Origin of the sequence: Dietzia sp. PP-33 (assembly GCF_033790845.1) — a bacterium.
GTDB lineage: Bacteria > Actinomycetota > Actinomycetes > Mycobacteriales > Mycobacteriaceae > Dietzia.
Window position 1 is genome coordinate 460,923 of the sequence record NZ_JAMYEI010000001.1, and the last position, 18,765, is coordinate 479,687.

The 18,765-nt window shown below is 69.5% G+C and carries 19 protein-coding genes; 4 read left to right on the forward strand and 15 right to left on the reverse strand.

Annotation, left to right across the window (positions count from 1 at the left end; all coding sequences use genetic code 11):
• Positions 1 to 10: 10 nt before the first annotated feature.
• Positions 11 to 796, reverse strand: coding sequence for an NUDIX hydrolase (locus NJE57_RS02240; RefSeq protein ID WP_319026730.1), 786 nt, complete (start codon positions 794 to 796; stop codon positions 11 to 13).
• On the reverse strand, positions 793 to 1,617 hold the full coding sequence (locus NJE57_RS02245; RefSeq protein ID WP_319027070.1) for an ABC transporter ATP-binding protein: 825 nt from the start codon (positions 1,615 to 1,617) through the stop codon (positions 793 to 795). Before NJE57_RS02245 ends, NJE57_RS02240 begins: the two co-directional genes overlap by 4 nt.
• A gap of 171 nt (positions 1,618 to 1,788) precedes the next feature.
• Between NJE57_RS02245 and NJE57_RS02250 the strand changes: the two genes are divergently transcribed.
• On the forward strand, positions 1,789 to 3,807 hold the full coding sequence (locus tag NJE57_RS02250) for a maltotransferase domain-containing protein (protein WP_319026731.1): 2,019 nt from the start codon (positions 1,789 to 1,791) through the stop codon (positions 3,805 to 3,807).
• An 11-nt stretch (positions 3,808 to 3,818) separates the two neighbouring features.
• Positions 3,819 to 6,188 (forward strand): 1,4-alpha-glucan branching protein GlgB, encoded by a 2,370-nt coding sequence (gene glgB / locus NJE57_RS02255; protein ID WP_319026732.1) that lies wholly within the window; start codon positions 3,819 to 3,821, stop codon positions 6,186 to 6,188.
• A gap of 64 nt (positions 6,189 to 6,252) precedes the next feature.
• On the opposite strand, the gene NJE57_RS02260 is transcribed toward glgB, so the two are convergent.
• Positions 6,253 to 7,182, reverse strand: coding sequence for a tetratricopeptide repeat protein (locus NJE57_RS02260; protein WP_319026733.1), 930 nt, complete (start codon positions 7,180 to 7,182; stop codon positions 6,253 to 6,255).
• A 35-nt stretch (positions 7,183 to 7,217) separates the two neighbouring features.
• The gene (locus tag NJE57_RS02265; protein ID WP_319026734.1) at positions 7,218 to 8,417 is read right to left on the reverse strand and encodes an acetyl-CoA C-acetyltransferase; all 1,200 of its coding nucleotides are present in this window, start codon (positions 8,415 to 8,417) and stop codon (positions 7,218 to 7,220) included.
• 76 nt (positions 8,418 to 8,493) lie between these two features.
• Between NJE57_RS02265 and mce the strand changes: the two genes are divergently transcribed.
• Together mce and NJE57_RS02275 are read left to right on the forward strand one after the other, a co-directional pair.
• Positions 8,494 to 8,964 carry a methylmalonyl-CoA epimerase gene (mce, locus tag NJE57_RS02270; protein ID WP_319026735.1) on the forward strand — a complete coding sequence of 157 codons (471 nt, stop codon included), beginning with the start codon at positions 8,494 to 8,496 and terminating at the stop codon, positions 8,962 to 8,964.
• A gap of 35 nt (positions 8,965 to 8,999) precedes the next feature.
• Entirely contained in the window at positions 9,000 to 9,929 is a 930-nt protein-coding gene (locus tag NJE57_RS02275; RefSeq protein WP_319026736.1) for a hypothetical protein, read from the forward strand.
• Here NJE57_RS02275 and NJE57_RS02280 read toward each other — a convergent pair.
• The 11 genes from NJE57_RS02280 to atpB form a co-directional block, all read right to left on the reverse strand.
• Positions 9,910 to 10,212 carry an ATP/GTP-binding protein gene (locus tag NJE57_RS02280; protein ID WP_319026737.1) on the reverse strand — a complete coding sequence of 101 codons (303 nt, stop codon included), beginning with the start codon at positions 10,210 to 10,212 and terminating at the stop codon, positions 9,910 to 9,912. The two genes, NJE57_RS02275 and NJE57_RS02280, sit on opposite strands and share 20 nt — an antisense overlap.
• A gap of 14 nt (positions 10,213 to 10,226) precedes the next feature.
• Positions 10,227 to 10,907, reverse strand: a complete 681-nt coding sequence (gene nucS / locus NJE57_RS02285) for an endonuclease NucS (protein WP_319026738.1) — start codon at positions 10,905 to 10,907, stop codon at positions 10,227 to 10,229.
• A 44-nt stretch (positions 10,908 to 10,951) separates the two neighbouring features.
• Entirely contained in the window at positions 10,952 to 11,401 is a 450-nt protein-coding gene (locus NJE57_RS02290) for a DUF2550 family protein (protein ID WP_319026739.1), read from the reverse strand.
• Positions 11,402 to 11,457: 56 nt separating this feature from the next.
• Entirely contained in the window at positions 11,458 to 11,829 is a 372-nt protein-coding gene (locus NJE57_RS02295) for a F0F1 ATP synthase subunit epsilon (RefSeq protein WP_319026740.1), read from the reverse strand.
• 9 nt (positions 11,830 to 11,838) lie between these two features.
• A complete protein-coding gene (atpD, locus tag NJE57_RS02300) occupies positions 11,839 to 13,287 on the reverse strand; it encodes a F0F1 ATP synthase subunit beta (RefSeq protein WP_319026741.1) in 1,449 nt (482 codons plus the stop codon).
• 4 nt (positions 13,288 to 13,291) lie between these two features.
• A complete protein-coding gene (locus NJE57_RS02305; RefSeq protein ID WP_319026742.1) occupies positions 13,292 to 14,284 on the reverse strand; it encodes a F0F1 ATP synthase subunit gamma in 993 nt (330 codons plus the stop codon).
• A 54-nt stretch (positions 14,285 to 14,338) separates the two neighbouring features.
• Positions 14,339 to 15,979, reverse strand: a complete 1,641-nt coding sequence (gene atpA, locus NJE57_RS02310; RefSeq protein ID WP_319026743.1) for a F0F1 ATP synthase subunit alpha — start codon at positions 15,977 to 15,979, stop codon at positions 14,339 to 14,341.
• A 90-nt stretch (positions 15,980 to 16,069) separates the two neighbouring features.
• Positions 16,070 to 16,888 (reverse strand): F0F1 ATP synthase subunit delta, encoded by an 819-nt coding sequence (locus NJE57_RS02315; RefSeq protein WP_319026744.1) that lies wholly within the window; start codon positions 16,886 to 16,888, stop codon positions 16,070 to 16,072.
• 14 nt (positions 16,889 to 16,902) lie between these two features.
• Complete coding sequence (locus NJE57_RS02320; protein ID WP_319026745.1) at positions 16,903 to 17,472, reverse strand: F0F1 ATP synthase subunit B; 570 nt, start codon at positions 17,470 to 17,472, stop codon at positions 16,903 to 16,905.
• 27 nt (positions 17,473 to 17,499) lie between these two features.
• Entirely contained in the window at positions 17,500 to 17,748 is a 249-nt protein-coding gene (locus tag NJE57_RS02325) for an ATP synthase F0 subunit C (protein ID WP_319026746.1), read from the reverse strand.
• A 97-nt stretch (positions 17,749 to 17,845) separates the two neighbouring features.
• Positions 17,846 to 18,625, reverse strand: a complete 780-nt coding sequence (gene atpB, locus NJE57_RS02330) for a F0F1 ATP synthase subunit A (RefSeq protein ID WP_413464351.1) — start codon at positions 18,623 to 18,625, stop codon at positions 17,846 to 17,848.
• Positions 18,626 to 18,765 lie beyond the last annotated feature (140 nt).

The window sequence follows — 18,765 nt, forward strand, 5'->3', positions numbered from 1 at the left end:
CGTCCACCACCTATCGGCCGCCCGGCGCGATGACCCGGGGGGTGGCCAGGAGCTCGGCGACGTCGTCCACCGCCGCCAGGTCGGCAAGGACGTCGAGGGTCGGCCGGAGCATCCCCAGGCGCCCGAGGGTCCCCGCGGTGGCGGCGTCGTCCGCCCGCATCCACTCGGTGGCCCGCGCCTCGCTCGTTCCCCCGTCTGCCTCCGCCCCGTCCGGTAGCGCCGCCACGAAGAACAGGGTGTCGTACCGGCGCGGGGGTCCGAGCGGGGTGGTCCAGCGATCCCACGGACGCAGCAGATGCGCGGACAGGACGAGCCCGTACGCGGCGAGAAGCGAGTCGAGGTCGCCCTCCCCCGCGTCGAGAGCACGTCGCTCCGCTGTACCCGGCCGCTCTGCTGCACCCGGCCGCTCCGCGGTGCCCGGCGGGTCGTGGAGTGGGGCGCCGGCCGGCGCCGCCGGGTCGGGTTCGGCCAACAGCACGCCGGTCTCCTCGAAGAGTTCACGCACCACTGCCCGCACGGCCGCGGCCGCGCGCCCCACACCGATGCCGAACCGCTCGGCCCACCAGTGCGGCTCCGGCCCGCGCCACGGGCGGTCGCTGCGGTGATCCCGTGGCTCCACGCCGCCACCGGGGAAGACGGACATCCCGGCGGCGAACTGCATGGTGGCCACGCGGTGTTGGAGGAACACCTCCAGTCCACCGCCGACCCGCGCGTCGCGGACCAGTGCCACCGTGGCGGCTTCCCGGACGGGGACGGATTCCGGAGGGGTGGCCGCCGGGCGCCCGGGGCGCGTCACGGTCGTCGGTGCCGGCCGGAGCGACGCGCCCGCCGGGCGAAGTAGCGGCCGTCGATCGCGTCCACGACGATCGACTGCGCGAAGGCGTGGCTGAGGTGCTCGGAGGTGATCACGTCCTCGATCAACCCGAGCGCGGTGACCCCGCCCTCGGCGAGCAGCATCGCGTGCGTGAAGCCCGGCGGGATCTCCTCCACGTGGTGCGTCACCAGGACGGTGGCCGGTGCGTCGGGGTCCATGGCCATGTCCCCCAGGCGTGCGACCAGGTCCTCGCGTCCGCCCAGGTCGAGGCCGGCTCCCGGCTCGTCCAGCAGCAGCAGTTCCGGATCGGTCATCATCGCGCGGGCGATCAGCACCCGCTTGCGCTCGCCCTCCGAGAGGGTCCCCCAGGTGCGCTCGGCCAGGTGTTCACCACCGATCATCTCGAGAGTGTCGGCCGCGCGGTCGAAATCCGCCTGGTCGTAGACCTCGCGCCACCTGCCGAGCACCGCGTACCCGGCGGAGACCACGAGGTCCTTGACCACCTCGTCCCCGGGGATCCGGCCGGCCACCGCGGCGGACGACAGACCCACCCGGCTGCGGAGTTCGGAGACCTCGGTGCGCCCCAGCTGCTCCCCCAGGATCACCGCCGAACCGGTGCTGGGGTACTCGAGCGCCGAGGCGATCCGCAGCAGCGAGGTCTTGCCCGCGCCGTTGGGACCCAACACCACCCACCGCTCGTCCAGCTCGACCTGCCAGGTGACGGGGCCCACCAGGGTCCGTCCGTCCCGCCGGAGCGAGACGTCGGTCAGGTCCAGGACGAGGTCGGGGTCGGTCTCGATCAGCGTTCTCACGGCCCCCATCTAACCCCGTATCGCCGGGCCGGGTGGCGAGGAACACGGCGCGCGGCGGTGAACGCCGACGCCGCGCCCCTCCCCGATCACCGCTCGCTTCGCTAGCGTCGTGGGCACAGAGGCGTCCGCGCAGCGGGACCCACAGCCGAGAGGAGTACCGACGTGAACGATCGTCTGGCCATCGACGAGGTCCGCCCACTGGTCTCCTGCGGGAGGTTCCCCGCCAAGTCGGTCGTGGGTGAGGTGGTGCCGATCTCGGCGACCGTGTGGCGGGAGGGCCACGACGCGCTGTCGGCGAGCCTGGTCGTCCGCCGCCCCGGAGGCGTCTCCTCACGGACGACGATGGTGGCCGGGACGGAGGCGGACACCGTCCACGGCCTCCTGCCCACCGACGCGCCGGGCATGTGGTCGTTCCGGGTGGAGGCGTGGTCGGACCCGTTCGCCACGTGGACCAGCGGCATCGTCAAGAAGATGGACGCCGGCCAGGACTCCGACGTCCTGGGCAACGAGTTCGAGGTGGGTGCCCGGGTCCTGGACACCGGCGCCGCGCAGGCCTCCACTGCGGGGGACACCGACCGCGCGGCACTCCTGTCCTCCGCCGCCGCCGCGCTACGCGGCACCGGGGACGCCCGGACGCGGACCGCCCCCGCACTCTCCACCGAGGTCGCGGCGGCGATGGCCGCCGGACCCGTCCGTGAGCTGGTCACACCCGGTCAGACGCAGCGGGTGTGGGTCGACCGTCGCGAGGCCCAGTTCAGTTCCTGGTACGAGTTCTTCCCGCGCTCCACCGGTGGCCGGGACGACCAGGGCCGGCCCGTCCACGGCACCTTCACCACCTCCCGCACCCACATCGACCACGCCGCGGATCTGGGGTTCGATGTGGTCTACCTCCCCCCGATCCATCCGATCGGCGAGGTCAACCGCAAGGGCCGCAACAACACCCTCACGCCCGAGCCGGGCGACGTCGGCTCCCCCTGGGCCATCGGTTCCGCCGAGGGCGGGCACGACGCGGTGCACCCCGAGCTCGGCACCATCGAGGACTTCCGCGGGCTCGTCGAGTACTCCGCTACACAGGGGATCGAGATCGCGCTGGACCTGGCGCTGCAGTGCGCACCGGACCACCCGTGGGCGAAGGCACACCCCGAGTGGTTCACGGTGCTGCCCGACGGTCACATCGCCTACGCGGAGAACCCACCCAAGAAGTATCAGGACATCTACCCGGTCAACTTCGACCTCGACCCCGAGGGGATCTACGCCGAGGTGCTCCGGGTGGTGCGGCTGTGGACCTCACTGGGCGTGAGGATCTTCCGGGTGGACAACCCGCACACCAAGCCGGCCGACTTCTGGAGCCGCCTCATCGCCGAGGTCAAGCGGACCGAACCCGACGTGCTGTTCCTCGCCGAGGCGTTCACGCGCCCGGCCCGCCTGTTCGGTCTGGCCAAGCGGGGATTCTCGCAGTCGTACACCTACTTCACCTGGAAGACCACCAAGGCCGACCTGGTGGAGTTCTCCGAGCAGCTGCTGGCCCACGTGGACGAGGCGCGGCCCAACATGTTCACCAACACCCCGGACATCCTCCACGAATCGTTGCAGCGCGGGGGCCCCGCGATGTTCGCGATCCGGTCTGTGCTCGCGGCGACCCTCTCTCCGGCGTGGGGCGTGTACTCGGGCTTCGAGCTGTTCGAGTGGCAACCGGTCGTCGACGGCAGCGAGGAGTACCTGGACTCGGAGAAGTACGAGCTCCGGCCCCGGGACTTCGCGGGCGCCGAGGCCGCCGGGCAGTCGCTGGCCCCGTGGCTGCGCACCCTCAACCGGATCCGCCGCGAGCACCCCGCCCTGCAACAGCTGCGCACCCTGCGGTTCCACGACGTGGACAACGACCAGATCATCGCCTACTCCAAGATCGACCCCGCCACCGGCGACTGCGTGCTGGCCGTGGTCTCGCTCGACTCCCACGGGGTCCAGGAGGGCACCCTCACATTGGACATGGCGGCCCTGGGATATGACGACGACGCCCGGTTCAGCGTCCACGACGAGGTCTCGGGCAACGAGTTCCACTGGGGATCGAGCAACTACGTCCGACTCGAACCGTGGACGGCGGTCGCTCACATCATCGTGGTCCCGCCGTGCGACGAAGCACGTAGGGTCGAACTGACCTACCGCACGCATATCGTGGATTGAGGGACAACGGCATGGGAAAGCACCAGAAGAAGGGCCGACCCGCTCCCGACAGCTCCGCCACGGAGCCCGGCAGGGTCCCGCCGCCCGTCGACCGGGAGGCGGCCTGGCAGACACCCGAGGAGGTGGCCGCCACCAGCTCGCCGCAGGCCCCGTCGTCGTCGGATCCGGTCTCGTCGGATCCGGTGCCGTCCGCTCCGGTCGAGACCCACGGTGAGATCCCCGGCGACGTCCTGGACGCGCTGCGCTCCGGCACCCACCGCGACCCCCACTCGGTCTACGGCGCCCACCGGGCCGGCGAGGGTTCCGTCGTGCGCACCGTCCAGCCCGGTGCCACCACCGTGGAGATCGTCCTGGGCGAGCGCGTGGTGCCCATGGAGCCGCTCGGCGAGGGCATGTTCCGGGCCACGCTGCCCGAGCGGGACGTCCCCGACTACCGCTACCGGGTGACCTACGCCGACGGACACACGCGGACCGTCGCCGACGGGTACCGCTTCCTGCCCACGCTGGGCGAGGTCGACCTGCACCTGATCAACGAGGGGCGACACGAGCGACTGTGGACGGTCCTCGGCGCCCATGTGCGCACCTACGACACCCCCGGCGGGCCGGTCACCGGCACCTCCTTCGCCGTCTGGGCGCCGAGCGCACGCGGGATCAGCGTGGTGGGCGACTTCTGCGCGTGGAACCCCGTCGCCCTGCCCATGCGCGCGATCGGGTCCTCGGGGGTGTGGGAACTGTTCGTCCCCGACGTCGCCGACGGCGCCGTCTACAAGTACTGCGTGCGGGGCGCGGACGGCCGGACAATCGACCACGCCGACCCGCTCGCGGTGGCCACCGAGGTGCCCCCCTCCACCGGGTCGAAGGTGTTCACGCCCCGGTACGAGTGGGACGACGACGAGTGGATGGCCGCCCGCGCGACCCGCGACCACTCCCGGTCCCCGATGACCGTCCTCGAGGTCCACGTGGGTTCCTGGAGGACCGGACTCGACTACCGCGAGTTCGCGCACCAGCTGGCGGAGCACGTGACGGAGACCGGGTTCACCCACGTGGAGCTGATGCCCGTCGCCGAGCACCCCTTCGGCGGCTCGTGGGGCTACCAGGTCTCCTCGTATTTCGCGCCCACCAGTCGCTTCGGTTCGCCCGACGACCTGCGCTACGTGGTGGACCACCTGCACTCGCGCGGCATCGGCGTGCTGGTGGACTGGGTCCCCGCGCACTTCCCCAAGGACGAGTGGTCGCTGGGACGGTTCGACGGCACCCCTCTCTACGAGCACGCCGACCCCCGCCGGGGCGAACAGCCCGACTGGGGTACCTACGTCTTCGACTTCGGCCGCCACGAGGTCCGCAACTTCCTGGTGGCCAACGCCCTGTACTGGGCGGAGGAGTTCCACGTGGACGGCCTTCGCGTGGACGCGGTCGCCTCGATGCTCTACCTGGACTACTCCCGGAACGAGGGTGAGTGGACACCCAACCGCCACGGCGGCAGGGAGAACCTCGAAGCCATCTCGTTCCTCCAGGAGGTCAACGCCACGGTCCAGCGCGAGCACCCCGGCTTCCTCACCATCGCCGAGGAATCCACCTCGTGGGGTGGCGTCACCGCCCCCACCGACACCGGCGGCCTGGGCTTCTCCATGAAGTGGAACATGGGGTGGATGAACGACACCCTGCGCTACGTCGGTCTCGACCCCCTCTACCGCAGCCACCACCACGGGGAGGTCACCTTCTCCCTGATGTACGCCTGGAGCGAGCGTTTCGTCCTCCCCCTGAGCCACGACGAGGTCGTCCACGGCAAGGGCTCCATGTGGCAGCGCATGCCCGGTACCTCATGGGATCGGGCGGCCGGACTCCGCAGCCTCTACGCGTACATGTGGGCGCACCCCGGCAAGAAGCTGATCTTCCAGGGCATGGAGTTCGGTCAGGTCGGCGAGTGGAACGACGAACAGGGCGTGACCTGGGAGAACCTGGAGGGCTGGGAGGGCGAGTACCACCGCGGCATCCTCGCCTCCGTACGGGACATGAACGCTCGGTACGCCGAGAACCCCGGCCTGTGGACCCTCGACGACGACCCGTCGGGCTTCTCCTGGATCGACGCCAACGACTCCCCGCACAACGCGCTGTCGTTCCTGCGGACCGATCACGCGGGCAGCACGATCGCCTGCGTGGTGAACTTCTCCGGCGCCGCCCTGAGCGACTACCGGATCGGTCTTCCCGAGGCCGGATACTGGGAGGAGATCCTCAACACCGACGCCTCGGGCTACGAGGGGTCCGGGACGGGCAACCTCGGCGGCGTCCACGCCGAGGAGCGCACCCACCACGGCCGCCCCCACTCCGCGGCGATCACCGTCGGCCCGCGCGCCACGGTCTGGCTGCGGCACACCCGCTGACGAGAGAGACGAGAAAAGGGCCCGGGCGCGCGAGCGCCCGGGCCCTACTTTCCGTCCCTGTCCGTCAGTACAGCGCGTTCGCGAGATTCCGGCGGGCGTCCAGCACGCGCGGGTCGTCCACCGGCAGCGCCTCGAGGATCTCGATGAGACGCGCCCGCACCCTCGCCCGGTCATCACCCGCGCTCACCTTGACGGCATCGACGAGCACCGCGAACGCGGGCTCGTACTCCCCGCCCACGAGCGCCCTGTCGGCCGCCCGCAGTGCGGCGGGGACCGTCCCTTCACCCGCGTCAGACTCCTCGGTGGCCCGGCGTGCGGCCTGCACGTAGCGCAGCGCCTCGAGCAGGGTGTGGTCGCCGGGACGCGAGTCCACCAGGGCGGTGAACCGCTCCTCCGCCGTGGCGAGTTCTCCCTCCGCCAGGGCGTCCTCGGCCGCATCACGCTCGACGTCCGCGCGTTCCTCCGGCTCCTCGCCGGCCTCCGCCTGCGGGGCCCCGTTCAGCTTGCCCTCGGTGGCCTGCATGACGGCCGCGATCCACTGGCGGAGCGCGTCCTCGGGCTGCTCGCCCTCGAAGTCAGCCAACGGCCGGCCGGCCGCGACGGCGACGACCGTCGGGACCGCCCGCGCCTGGAACGCCTGGGCGATGCCCGGGGAGGCGTCCACGTCGACGACGGCGTGCACCCACTGCCCACCCGCCTCCTCGGCCAGCGAGGAGAGCAGGGTGGTCAGCGCGGACGGGGCGCGCCGCGACATCAGTTCGACGACGACGGGGACCTGCGTCGACCGGACCAGGACCTCCTGCTCGAACGACGCCTCGTCCACCTCGACCCCGGTCGCGGGACCGGTCCCCGGGCCGGGCGCACGGGCCGCCGCGCCGGGCTCCCGCCGGGACTCGGCGCGTTTCTTCAGACCCGACAGGTCGACGGCGCCGGCGAGGGACGCCGCGAGCTTCTGCTCGGAGGCGGGCGGTGGTCGGTTACCTGGTCTCGTCACGCCCCCGATCCTGCCACGGCGGGCCCGATCGGGTGTCAGCTGGTCGCGGGTACCCGGATGAGCAGGGCGTCGCCCTGGCCCCCACCACCGCAGAGGGCGGCCGCACCGAGCCCGCCACCGCGGCGGGCCAGCTCGAGCGCGAGGGTCAGCACGACGCGGTTTCCGGACACCCCGATCGGGTGACCGATGGAGATGGCACCACCGTTGACGTTCACCTTGTCCGGGCTCAGCCCGAGCATCTTCGTGGAGTGGAGACCGACCGAGGCGAAGGCCTCGTTGAACTCGAACAGGTCGATCTGGTCCACGTCGACGTCCGAGCGGCGGCAGGCGTCCAGGACCGCGTCGGCGGGCTGGTGCTGCAGGGTCGAGTCCGGTCCGGCGACCGTGCCGTACCCGACGATCTCGGCCAGCACGGGCCAGCCCTCGGCCTCCGCGCGGGCCGCGGTCGTGACGATGACGGCCGAGGCGCCGTCCGAGATCTGCGACGAGGAGCCGGCGGTGATGGTGCCGTCCTTGGCGAAGGCCGGACGGAGCTTTCCCATCGACTCGGCGGTGGAGTCCGCACGCACGCCTTCGTCGGACTCCACCACGGTGTCGCCCTTGCGGCCCTTCACCGTGACCGGCACGATCTCGTCGGCGAACCGTCCCGCCTCCGCGGCGGCGGCCGCGCGCTGGTGGGAGGTCGCCGCGAACTCGTCCTGGTGTTCGCGGGTGATCTCCAGCTCCACGTTGCGCGCCTCGGTGAGCGCGCCCATCGGCTGGTCGGTCGGTACGTCGTGCAGGCCGTCGTAGGCCATGTGGTCGAGGACCTCGATGGAGCCGTACTTGTAGCCGCTGCGGCTCTTCGGCAGCAGGTGCGGCGCCTGCGACATCGACTCCTGGCCGCCGGCCACCACGACCTCGGAGAAGCCGGAACGGATCGCCTGGTCCGCCAGCGCGATCGCCGTCATCCCGGACAGGCACATCTTGTTGATGCTGAGCGCGTTCACCCGCTGGGGGATCCCGGCTGCGAGCGACGCCTGTCGCGCGGGCATCTGACCGGCACCGGCGGACAGGACCTGGCCCATGATCACCTGGTCGACGGACTCGGCGGACACCCCGCCCCGCTCGAGGGCCGCGCGGATGGCGAGGCCGCCCAACTCGGCGGCGGACAGGGAGGACAATCCCCCCTGGAGACGCCCGAACGGTGTGCGGGCACCGGAGACGATGACGGTACGGGTGGGGTCGGCTGTCATGGGACACCTTCCGATCGAGGGGATGGGGCTGTGTTCGACAAACTACCGCGTCCGGGCAGCGACTACCGTGGACGGTATGACCACTACCCCAGCCAGCCAGCCCTTGTTGCCCTCCGAGCTCGTCGTGGCGATAGACCACGTGGGCGTGGCCGTACCCGACTTCGACGCCGCCGTCGCCTGGTACCGCGACAACCTCGGGATGGAGAACCTCCACGAGGAGGTCAACGAGGAGCAGGGGGTGCGCGAGGCCATGCTCGGCTCCCCCGGCCGGCCGGAGGGCAGCGCGCTTCTGCAGGTCCTCGCACCCCTGGACGAGTCCTCGACCATCGCCAAGTACCTCGACCGCAACGGCCCGGGTATCCAGCAGATGGCGGTCCGGGTGACCGACATCGACGCCATCACCGCGCACCTCACCGGTCGCGGGGTACGCGTTCTGTACCCGGCACCGAAGAACGGGACGGCCGGCTCGCGCATCAACTTCGTCCACCCCAAGGACGCGGGTGGCGTCCTCCTGGAGCTGGTCGAGCCGGCCGCCGGGACGCACTAGGTCCCCGGAGAGGCCACCGACGATAGGGTGGGGCCATGTCGAGCACCCACACGCCCACCACGGGCGCCGAGCCCTTCGCGGTGGTCCGCAAGGGCTTCGACCGAGAGCAGGTGACCTCCGCCCTGACACGCCTGGAGGCCGAGGCGGAGCTGCTCCGCGCGGATCGAGACGCCGCGGTCGACCGGGCGGAACGAGCGGCCGAGGAGGCGGCCCGTGACCGAGCACGGGCCGCCTCCCTCGAGGCCCGCGCCACGGAGTTGGGACGGGCGCCGGTCACCAGCGAGCAGATGTCGGATCGGCTCTCGACCATGCTCTCCCTCGCGACCGCGGAGGCCGAGTCGATCAGGGACACCGCACAGGCGACCGCCGACCGCATCCTGGCGGACGCCGAGGAAGAGGCGTGGAAACTCCGGGAGACCGCCCGGCGCGAGGCCGCGGCTGATCGTGACGCGGCCACCGCGGAACTGACCGCCGCCCGGGAACGTGCGGCCGCGGTCCGCACCCAGCAGAGCGGCGTGCTCGACGCCGCGCGGTCCAGGGCCGCCGAGATCGTCGCCGCCGCCGAGCGCGAGGCCCGGCGACTCGACGTCGAGGCAGCCCACCGACGAGACCTGATCGACGAGGACCACCGTCTCGCCTCGGACCTCAGGAGGAGCCGGTCCCTCCGCGAGGAACGCGATCGACGGGCGGCGGCGGAGGCGGCGGCGGAGTCGATGCGCATCGACGCCGAGCGGTCGGCGCGCGAGACCCTCGACGAGGCCAGGACAGAGGCGTCCGAGGCGAGTTCTCGCGCGCGCCGCTATACCGAGGAACTCCTGACCGTCCGTGAGCGGGTCATCGCGGATCTCGCCGCCATCCGTGCACGGCTCGAATCCGTGCCGGGTCCACTCGACGTCGGTGACCGGGACCTCCCCGACGAACCCACGTTCAGCCCCGCCGCGGTGGTCAGCTCCACCGACGAGTGATACCCCGGTTGGCGCGCCCGGACCAACACCCGCTGTGCCAGTGGCGGCGCTCGTCGTCACCGCCGGGCCTGTCCGGCCACGCCACCACGTGCGGGGTGCCGGCGGTGACCAGCTGGTCGCAGCCCGGGCACCGGTAGTCCTTACCGGCGCGGGAGCCCGGCACCCGGCGGACGTGATACGGGTCGGGGTCACCGGACGGGCCGGACTCCAGTGCGCTGCCGCCCGGTCCCTCCCGCCGTGGCGCGGGACCTCCGGCACCCGCCCGTCTGTGACGTCTTGGCATCCGGGTACCCGTTCTCAGAACAGCCGCAGGTCCGTCGACTCGATCCCGCGGAGGGTGTCGTAGTCGAGCGTCACGCAACGGATGCCGCGGTCCTCTGCCAGCGTCCGGGCCTGAGGTTTGATGACCTGAGCGGCGAATACCCCGCTGACCGGCGCCAACAGCGGGTCGCGGTTGAGCAGTTCCAGGTATCGGGTGAGCTGCTCGACGCCGTCGATCTCGCCGCGGCGTTTGATCTCCACGGCGACGGTCACGCCGTCCCCGTCACGCCCGAGGATGTCCACGGGACCTATCGCGGTCATGTACTCACGACGGACCAGGCTGTATCCGCTCCCGAGGGTCTCGATGTGCTCGGCCAGCAACTCCTGGAGGTGAGCCTCCACGCCGTCCTTCACCAGGCCGGGGTCGACGCCGAGCTCGTGGTGGGAGTCGTGGTGTATCGCGGAGACCGTGATGCGCAGTTGCTCCCCGGACTTGTTCTCCACCACCCACAACTGATGCTCGGGGTCCTCCGGGTGCTCCCGCTCGGTCAACGAGCAGGGCGGTGTCATCCAGTTGAGCGGCTTGTAGGCACGGTCGTCCGCGTGAACGCTCACGGAACCATCAGCCTTGACCAGCAACAACCTCGGGGCCATCGGCAGATGAGCCGTCAGACGACCGACATAGTCGACCTGGCATGTGGCCACGACGAGTCGCACTGTTCCTCCTGCAGTTGGCGGTGTACCGGACGTGCCGGGCGACCTCAGCGGCGGCGCCTACCGTCGGAACGGACCTGTTCGGTGGAGCAGGCCTCGACCCAGGCCAGCAACGCGGTCATCTCGGCGGGGCCCACACAGAGCTCGCCCTCCCTGATCGTGCCCTTGCGGTCGTGCCCGGAGAAGGGCACGATCAGCTCACCCGTCTCGGCCACGTCGAGCTCATCGCCCGTGGGCTGACGACGGGCGCCCAGCACGAGGCTCCGGCGGTCCAACCGGACGTCGGCGCCGAACCGCACGCTGAGAAGCCGATAGAAGGCCACGTCGGTGTCGGAGTAGCGCACCGCCCCGTGGCGCCAGGAATCGCCCCCGTACCGCTTGACGAGGACCGAGGTGGAATCCCTCCGCACGAAGACCAGCCGATAGACAACGGCCGCGGCCACCGGAGCGAGGACGAGCAGCACGACGACACCGAGAATGATCTCGGACGTCGCCATCTGCTCAACCCCTTCCGGTGGCCGCGGGCGTTGGTTCGCGAGCCACTGCTGTCCTGCTAGGCGCCGGCCTTCTCGACCGCGCGGAGGCGACCACGTGCGGTCGCCGCAGCAGCGGAGTCGTCACCGGCATCGGAGAGCGCTCGCTCGGCTGCGGCGCGGTCGATCGACTCCGACCACTCCGCGGACTCACCGAGGATGCTCACCTTGTTGGCGGTCACCGAGAGGAAGCCGCCCTGTACGGCCGCGACCTTCTTGCCCTCGTCGGTGTAGACCGTGACGGTGCCACCGGCGTCCAGCTCGCCGAGCAACGGCTCGTGCCCGGTCTGGATACCGATCTCGCCCTCGGTGGTCTTGGCGACCACCATGGTGGCCGTACCGGACCAGAAACGGCGCTCGACCGTGACGAACTCGACTTCGATGTCAGCCATGGTCCGCGGTCACTTCCCCGAGAGCTTCTTGGCGGCCGCCTCGACGTCGTCCAGACCGCCGATACCGTTGAACGCCTGCTCGGGCAGGTGATCCAGCTCGCCCTTGACCAGCTTGTCGAACGCCTCGATGGTGTCCGACAACGGGACGACCGAGCCGACCTGTCCGGTGAACTTCTCCGCGACCAGGAAGTTCTGGCCGAGGAAGCGCTCGAGGCGACGGGCACGCTGAACGGTGACCTTGTCCTCCTCGGAGAGCTCGTCCATACCGAGGATGGCGATGATGTCCTGCAGCTCCTTGTACTTCTGGAGGATCTGGATGACCTCCTGAGCCACGCGGTAGTGCTCCACGCCCACGATTCCCGGCTCGAGGATCCGCGAGGTCGAGGTGAGCGGGTCCACTGCCGGGTAGATGCCCTTCGACGCGATGGAGCGGGAGAGCTCCGTGGTCGCGTCGAGGTGGGCGAACGTGGTGGCGGGCGCCGGGTCGGTGTAGTCGTCGGCGGGGACGTAGATCGCCTGGAGCGAGGTGATCGAACGACCACGCGTCGAGGTGATGCGCTCCTGCAGCTCGCCCATCTCGTCCGCGAGGGTCGGCTGGTAGCCGACGGCGGACGGCATACGACCGAGCAGCGTCGAGACCTCGGATCCGGCCTGCGTGAAGCGGAAGATGTTGTCGATGAACAGCAGGACGTCCTGGCCCTGCACGTCGCGGAAGTACTCGGCCATCGTCAGGGCCGAGAGGGCGACGCGCATACGCGTCCCCGGCGGCTCGTCCATCTGGCCGAACACCAGGGCGGTGTCCTGGAGGACCCCCATCTCCTCCATCTCGAGGAAGAGGTCGGTGCCCTCACGGGTGCGCTCACCGACGCCGGCGAACACCGACGTACCGGAGAACTCACGGGCGATACGGGTGATCATCTCCTGGATGAGCACGGTCTTGCCGACACCGGCACCGCCGAAGAGGCCGATCTTGCCGCCCTTGACGTACGGGGTGAGGAGGTCGATGACCTTCACACCGGTCTCGAGGATCTCCGTCTTGCCCTCGAGCTGGTCGAAGGCGGGCGGATCGCGGTGGATGCCCCACTGCTCGCCGTCCCGGCCGGTGCCGGGAGCGTCGAGGCAGTCGCCGAGGGCGTTGAAGACGTGTCCCTTGACGACGTCACCCACGGGTACCGAGATCGGTTGGCCCGAGTCGACGACGTCCGCACCGCGGACGAGCCCGTCGGTGGACTGCATGGAGATGCAGCGCACCATGTTGTCGCCGAGGTGCTGGGCGACCTCGAAGGTCACGGTCTTGGCGACGGCCGCGAGGGTGATCTCGGCGGTGAGTGCGTTGAAGAGGGCCGGGAGGGCGCCGCGCGGGAACTCCACGTCGACGACCGCACCCAGGACGCGGGCGACCCGACCGGTGAGACCGGCCGTGCCCGTCGTGCTCTGATCGGTAACAGCTGTGGTCATAGCTTTAGTCACTTCCTGCGCTAGCGGCGAGCGCACCAGCGCCACCGACAATCTCGCTGATTTCCTGGGTGATCTGTGCCTGGCGTGCCTGGTTAGCCTCGCGGCTCAGGCCCTCCACCAGCTCGGTGGCGTTGTCGGTCGCCGACTTCATGGCGGTCCGTCGCGCCGCCGACTCCGATGCCGCCGCCTCGAGGAGTGAGGCGAAGGCGCGGGTCGACATGTACCTCGGGAGGATGTTGTCCAGCAGGGTGTCCGCATCCGGCTCGAAGGACACCTCCGGCTTGAACTCGGACACGGGCCCGGGGTTCTCGTCCATCATGCCATCGCTCAGGTCCAGCTCCTCGATCTCGACCTCGGTCTCGATCGGGGCCAGCCGACGAGCGCGCGGGGTCTGCGTGAGCATCGACTTGAACTGGGTGTACACGATGTGCACCTCGTCGACGCCCTTGCGGGTGGCGTCCGCGGCGTCCTCCTCGAGGTACTCGGAGGCGTCGAACGTCTCGTCGCCGCCGGCCTTGAAGGCCGCCGAGAGGAGCTGGAACGCCGGACGCGCCTCCTGGTAGTCGGGCTTCTGCGAATGCCCGTGCCAGGCGCCGGCGAGCTCGATCTCACGGAACGTGTAGTACACGATCCCCTTGTTGCCCATCACGTAGATGTCGACCTCACGCCCGACCTCCTCGAGGTAGGCGATGAGCTCGGCGGCCTCCTTGAGCACGTTGTGGTTGTAACCACCACACATGCCGCGGTCGGAGGTCACCACGAGCACGGCGGACCGCTTGGGGTCCTCCGGCTCGTTGAGCATCCGGTGCTGGAGGGACGAGGCGCTGGCGAGATCGGTGAGGATCTCGGTGATCTGGTCCGCGAAGGGCTTGGCCTCCGCGACCCGGGCCTGGGCCTTGGAGATCTGCGAGGTGGCGATCAACTCCTGGGCCTTGGTGATCTTCTTGGTCGAGTTGACCGATTTGATCCGGTCGCGTAGCTCACGCATGGTCGCCATGGACGTGGATCACTCTCCTCTCGACCTTGAATCGGATGGCTGTCATCGCAGGCCTCAGGCCTTCTTCTTCTTGGTGACCGTGAGCTTCTCACGATCGATCTCGTCTTCGGAGAGCGCCTCGGCCTCGGGCTCGTTGACCACGCGCGAGCCGTCGGAGGCCACGAAGCCCTCCTTGAACTCGTTGGTCTTGGCCTCGAGGGTCGCCTTGGACTCGTCGGAGAGCGCGGCGCCCCCGTCGATCTGGCTGTAGACGTCCGACGCCGAGTGCCGCAGGGTCTCGAGCAGTTCGCCCTCGAAACGACGGACGTCCTCGACCGGCACGGTGTCGTAGAAACCCTCACCGGCGAGATAGATCGAGACGATCTGGTCCTCGACGGCCACCGGGGAGTTCTGGTCCTGCTTGAGGATCTCGACCAGTCGCTGCCCACGCTCGAGCTGCGCCTTCGAGGCGGAGTCGAGGTCGGAGGCGAACGTCGCGAACGACTCGAGGTCGCGGTACGCGGCCAGATCGAGACGCAGCGAACCGGAGACCTTCTTCATTCCCTTGGTCTGCGCGGCGCCACCGACTCGGGAGACGGAGATGCCGACGTTCACCGCGGGGCGGACGCCTCGGTTGAACAGGTCGGACTCGAGGAAGACCTGTCCGTCGGTGATGGAGATCACGTTGGTCGGGATGAACGCCGAGACGTCGTTGGCCTTGGTCTCGATGATCGGCAGACCCGTCAACGAGCCGCCACCCATCTCGTCCGAGAGCTTGGCACACCGCTCGAGCAACCGGGAGTGCAGGTAGAAGACGTCACCCGGGTAGGCCTCGCGACCCGGCGGACGGCGCAGCAGCAGCGAGATCGCACGGTAGGCGTCGGCCTGCTTGGACAGGTCGTCGAACACGACGAGAACGTGTGCGCCCTCGTACATCCAGTGCTGACCGATGGCGGAGCCGGTGAACGGCGCCAGCCACTTGAAGCCGGCGGAATCGGAGGCCGGGGCCGCCACGATGGTGGTGTACTCCATCGCGCCGTTCTCCTCGAGCGTCGTCTTGACGCCCGCGATGGTGGAGCCCTTCTGTCCGATCGCGACGTAGATGCAGCGGAGCTGCTTGGTCTTGTCGCCCGACTCCCAGTTGGCCTTCTGGTTGAGGATCGCGTCGATGCAGACCGCGGTCTTGCCCGTCTTGCGGTCACCGATGATCAGCTGACGCTGTCCGCGGCCGATCGGCGTCATGGCGTCGATGGCCTTGATGCCGGTCTGCATGGGCTCCTCGACCGGCTGACGCTCCAGCACGGACGGGGCCTGCAGCTCGAGGGCGCGGGTGCCCTCCGACTCGATCTCGCCGAGGCCGTCGATCGGCTTGCCGAGCGGATTGACGACGCGACCGAGGAAACCGTCGCCGACCGGCACGGAGAGCACCTCGCCGGTCCGGCGGACCTCCTGGCCCTGCGCGATCTCGTCGAAGTTACCGAGGATGACCGCGCCGATCTCGCGGTCCTCGAGGTTCAGCGCCACCCCGAGGATGCCACCCGGGAACTCCAGCAGCTCGTTCGCCATCGCGGACGGCAGCCCGCTGATGTGGGCGATACCGTCGCCCGTGTCGGTGACGATTCCGACCTCCTCGCGCGACGCCTCGTCGGAAACCGTCGACGTGTAATTCGCAATCGCACTACGGATCTCGTCGGAGGAGATAGTCAGCTCCGCCATGTCATTCCTGCTCTCACTAAGTGTGGTCTGGATGTGTCTTGTCAGGTGAGCATCGACCGAGTGCGACCGTTGCTCGTCGGGAGTCGGCACCTAGGGAAGCGCCCGTCGAACAGCCGCCAGCCTCCCGGCGACGGAACCGTCGATGATCTCGTCACCGACCCGGATCACCATGCCGCCGAGCACCGCCTGGTCGACCTCGACGTGTACCGCCATCTCGCGTCCGTAGATCGAGGCGAGTTTGGCCTCGAGCGCGTCCCGCTGCTCGGAGGTGAGCTCCGAGGCGCTGGTGACCACGGCCACCGACTGTCCCTGGAGCTCGGCGGCCTGCCGGGACAGCGCGTCGAGATCATCGGCGGGCATCCCGGCGGGGCGGGCGATCGCCTGCCCCGCGAGAGCCTCGGTGACCGCGGTCACCTTGCCGTAGAGGACCTGACCGAGGAGTGCACGCTTGCCCTCAGGGGTGGTGGTCCGGTCGGACAGGGCCTTTTCGAACTCCGCGTCGCCGGCGACGATGCGGCCCAGTCGGAACAACTCGTCCTCGACCGTCCCGAGCTGTCCCTGCTCGCGAGCCGAGAGCAGGAGCGCCTCCCGACCGAGCGTGACCAGGGCCTCGCGGAGGTCCCGCGGGGTGGACCAGGACAACGCGACCGCAGCAAGCACGACCGCCAGGGTCGACTCGTCGATCTTCCAACCGAAGACCGAACGGGCGAGGTCCTCGCGGGCCTCCACCGGCGCCGACGAGTCCGCGACGGCGACCCGGAGGGTGCGGTCGTCCTCCAGGGCGTCGACGACTTGGAAGAGCTCGGAACCGACCTTGGCGCCCGTGGCACCCCCGGCCGGATCGGCGGAGAGCGTGGACTGCAGGACCGACCGGGACTGCTCGACGGCGTCGCGGCTTGCTGCGTGCATAGTCTGCTTCTTCCTTACTTCTGGCCCGCCCCGGCGACCTTGTCCAGGTCGGCGAGGAAACGGTCGATGGTGCCCGAACGGCGGACCGGATCGGACAGCTGCTCACCCATGAGACGCTCGGCGAGCTCGACCGACTGGCGTCCGAGGTCGCCACGGAGCTCCGTGACGATCTGCTGACGCTGGGCGGCCAGCTGCTGGTGGCCGGAGGCGACGATACGGTCGCTCTCCGCCTGTGCCTCGGCCTTCATGTCGGCGAGGATCTGCTGCCCCTGGGCACGCGCGTCGTCGCGGATCTTCGCGGCTTCGCCGCGCGCCTCCGCGAGTTGGGCGTTGTACTTGTCCAGGGCCGCCTTCGCCTCGGCCTGAGCGGCCTCCGCCTTCTCGATGCCGCCCTCGATGCGCTGGGTGCGCTCGTCCAGGACCCGCTTGAACATCGGGAGGACGAACTTCCAGAACACGAACAGGACGACAGCGAAGGGGATCAGCGACCAGACGATGTCGTACAGCGCCGGCGAGAGGACGTTGGGCGTCTCCTCCAGCGGGAGCGCCTCGCCCTCTGCGGCGAGAATGTTAATCGGATTCATGTCGTTGACCTTCGCGCCAGCCGGCGATCAGAAAATGAAGCCGGTGACGATACCGATGAGCGCGAGGGCCTCGGTGAAGGCGATGCCCAGGAACATCGTGGTACGCAGCTGGCCGGCCATCTCGGGCTGGCGAGCCATGCCCTCGATCGCCTTGCCGACGACGATGCCGATGCCGATGCCGGGGCCGATGGCGGCGAGGCCGTAGCCGATGGCGCCGTATCCCCGGGCCGTCGTCTCGACGGTCTCGGCAGCCTGGGCGAGAGTGACGATATCCATGTGGGTTTCCGTTCTCTTTCAGATGGCCGGTGCGGGATGTCCGCACGCGGTCGTCGGTGTGGTCTGGGTGTCCCGACGCTCGGGGCGCCGGAAGTATTTAGTGACTGTCGGCGTGCAGCGACAGGTCGATGTACACCGCGGTGAGCAGAGCGAAGATGTACGCCTGCAGGAAGATCACCAGCAGCTCGAAGAACGTGAACGCCACCGACACGATGATGGTCACGAGGCTGACCGCGGTCCACCCGTTGAACTGCCAGAAGAAGAAGTTCGTGGCGGAGAACAGCAGCACGATCATGATGTGCCCGGCCAGCATGTTGGCCATGAGACGGATGGTCAGCGTGGCCGGCCGCAGAATGAACGTTGACACGAACTCGATCGGCACCACCAGCAGGTGCAACGCCGGGGGCAGGTTCGGCACGACGACCGACTTGCCCACGAAGGAGAAGAAGCCGTACTTCTTGGCGCCTGCGTAGATGAAGACGACGTACGTGATCGCCGCCATGACCAGCGGCATGCCGATCCGGGCGTTGGGCGAGATGTTGAATCCCGGGATCACGGCGGGCAGGTTCATGAACAGCGTGAGGAAGAAGATCGTGGCGATGACCGGCAGGAACCGGTCCCCGTCCTTCTTGCCGATGATCTCGTCGGAGATGTTGTTCTTGACGAAGTCGAGCGCGATCTCGCCGACGTTCTGCAGCCCGCGCGGCACGACGGCCGCCTTGCGCATCGCGAGGTAGAACAGGATCGCCACGACCGCTGCCGCGATGAGCCGGATGATCATCAGCCGGTCCAGAGCGAACGGAGTCCCCTCGAAGAGCACTGCCGGCGGGAAGAAGTCTTTTAGTGAAGGCGGGTGAAACTCGCCCTTGAATGCCAGCAGTGACGTGCTCAGCGTTCTCTCCCCTGTTCGGGCCGCCTGCAGAGACGGTGGTCATGTCCAGTGTGTCGTTCCGACCTGCGGAACCCGTGAGGGGCCGAGGGGATTCTCGTGGCCTGTACGGCCGGTCCTCATCCCGG

What these genes read in the sequence shown, in the direction of transcription:
- atpA (WP_319026743.1), bottom strand. Translation starts at nt 15,979, where the DNA reads ATGGCGGAGCTGACTATCTCCTCCGACGAGATCCGTAGTGCGATTGCG.
- NJE57_RS02290 (WP_319026739.1), bottom strand. Translation starts at nt 11,401, where the DNA reads ATGGCGACGTCCGAGATCATTCTCGGTGTCGTCGTGCTGCTCGTCCTC.
- NJE57_RS02305 (WP_319026742.1), bottom strand. Translation starts at nt 14,284, where the DNA reads ATGGCGACCATGCGTGAGCTACGCGACCGGATCAAATCGGTCAACTCG.
- atpD (WP_319026741.1), bottom strand. Translation starts at nt 13,287, where the DNA reads ATGACCACAGCTGTTACCGATCAGAGCACGACGGGCACGGCCGGTCTC.
- NJE57_RS02275 (WP_319026736.1), top strand. Translation starts at nt 9,000, where the DNA reads ATGTCGAGCACCCACACGCCCACCACGGGCGCCGAGCCCTTCGCGGTG.
- NJE57_RS02315 (WP_319026744.1), bottom strand. Translation starts at nt 16,888, where the DNA reads ATGCACGCAGCAAGCCGCGACGCCGTCGAGCAGTCCCGGTCGGTCCTG.
- mce (WP_319026735.1), top strand. Translation starts at nt 8,494, where the DNA reads ATGACCACTACCCCAGCCAGCCAGCCCTTGTTGCCCTCCGAGCTCGTC.
- NJE57_RS02280 (WP_319026737.1), bottom strand. Translation starts at nt 10,212, where the DNA reads ATGCCAAGACGTCACAGACGGGCGGGTGCCGGAGGTCCCGCGCCACGG.
- NJE57_RS02295 (WP_319026740.1), bottom strand. Translation starts at nt 11,829, where the DNA reads ATGGCTGACATCGAAGTCGAGTTCGTCACGGTCGAGCGCCGTTTCTGG.
- NJE57_RS02325 (WP_319026746.1), bottom strand. Translation starts at nt 17,748, where the DNA reads ATGGATATCGTCACTCTCGCCCAGGCTGCCGAGACCGTCGAGACGACG.
- glgB (WP_319026732.1), top strand. Translation starts at nt 3,819, where the DNA reads ATGGGAAAGCACCAGAAGAAGGGCCGACCCGCTCCCGACAGCTCCGCC.
- NJE57_RS02320 (WP_319026745.1), bottom strand. Translation starts at nt 17,472, where the DNA reads ATGAATCCGATTAACATTCTCGCCGCAGAGGGCGAGGCGCTCCCGCTG.
- NJE57_RS02265 (WP_319026734.1), bottom strand. Translation starts at nt 8,417, where the DNA reads ATGACAGCCGACCCCACCCGTACCGTCATCGTCTCCGGTGCCCGCACA.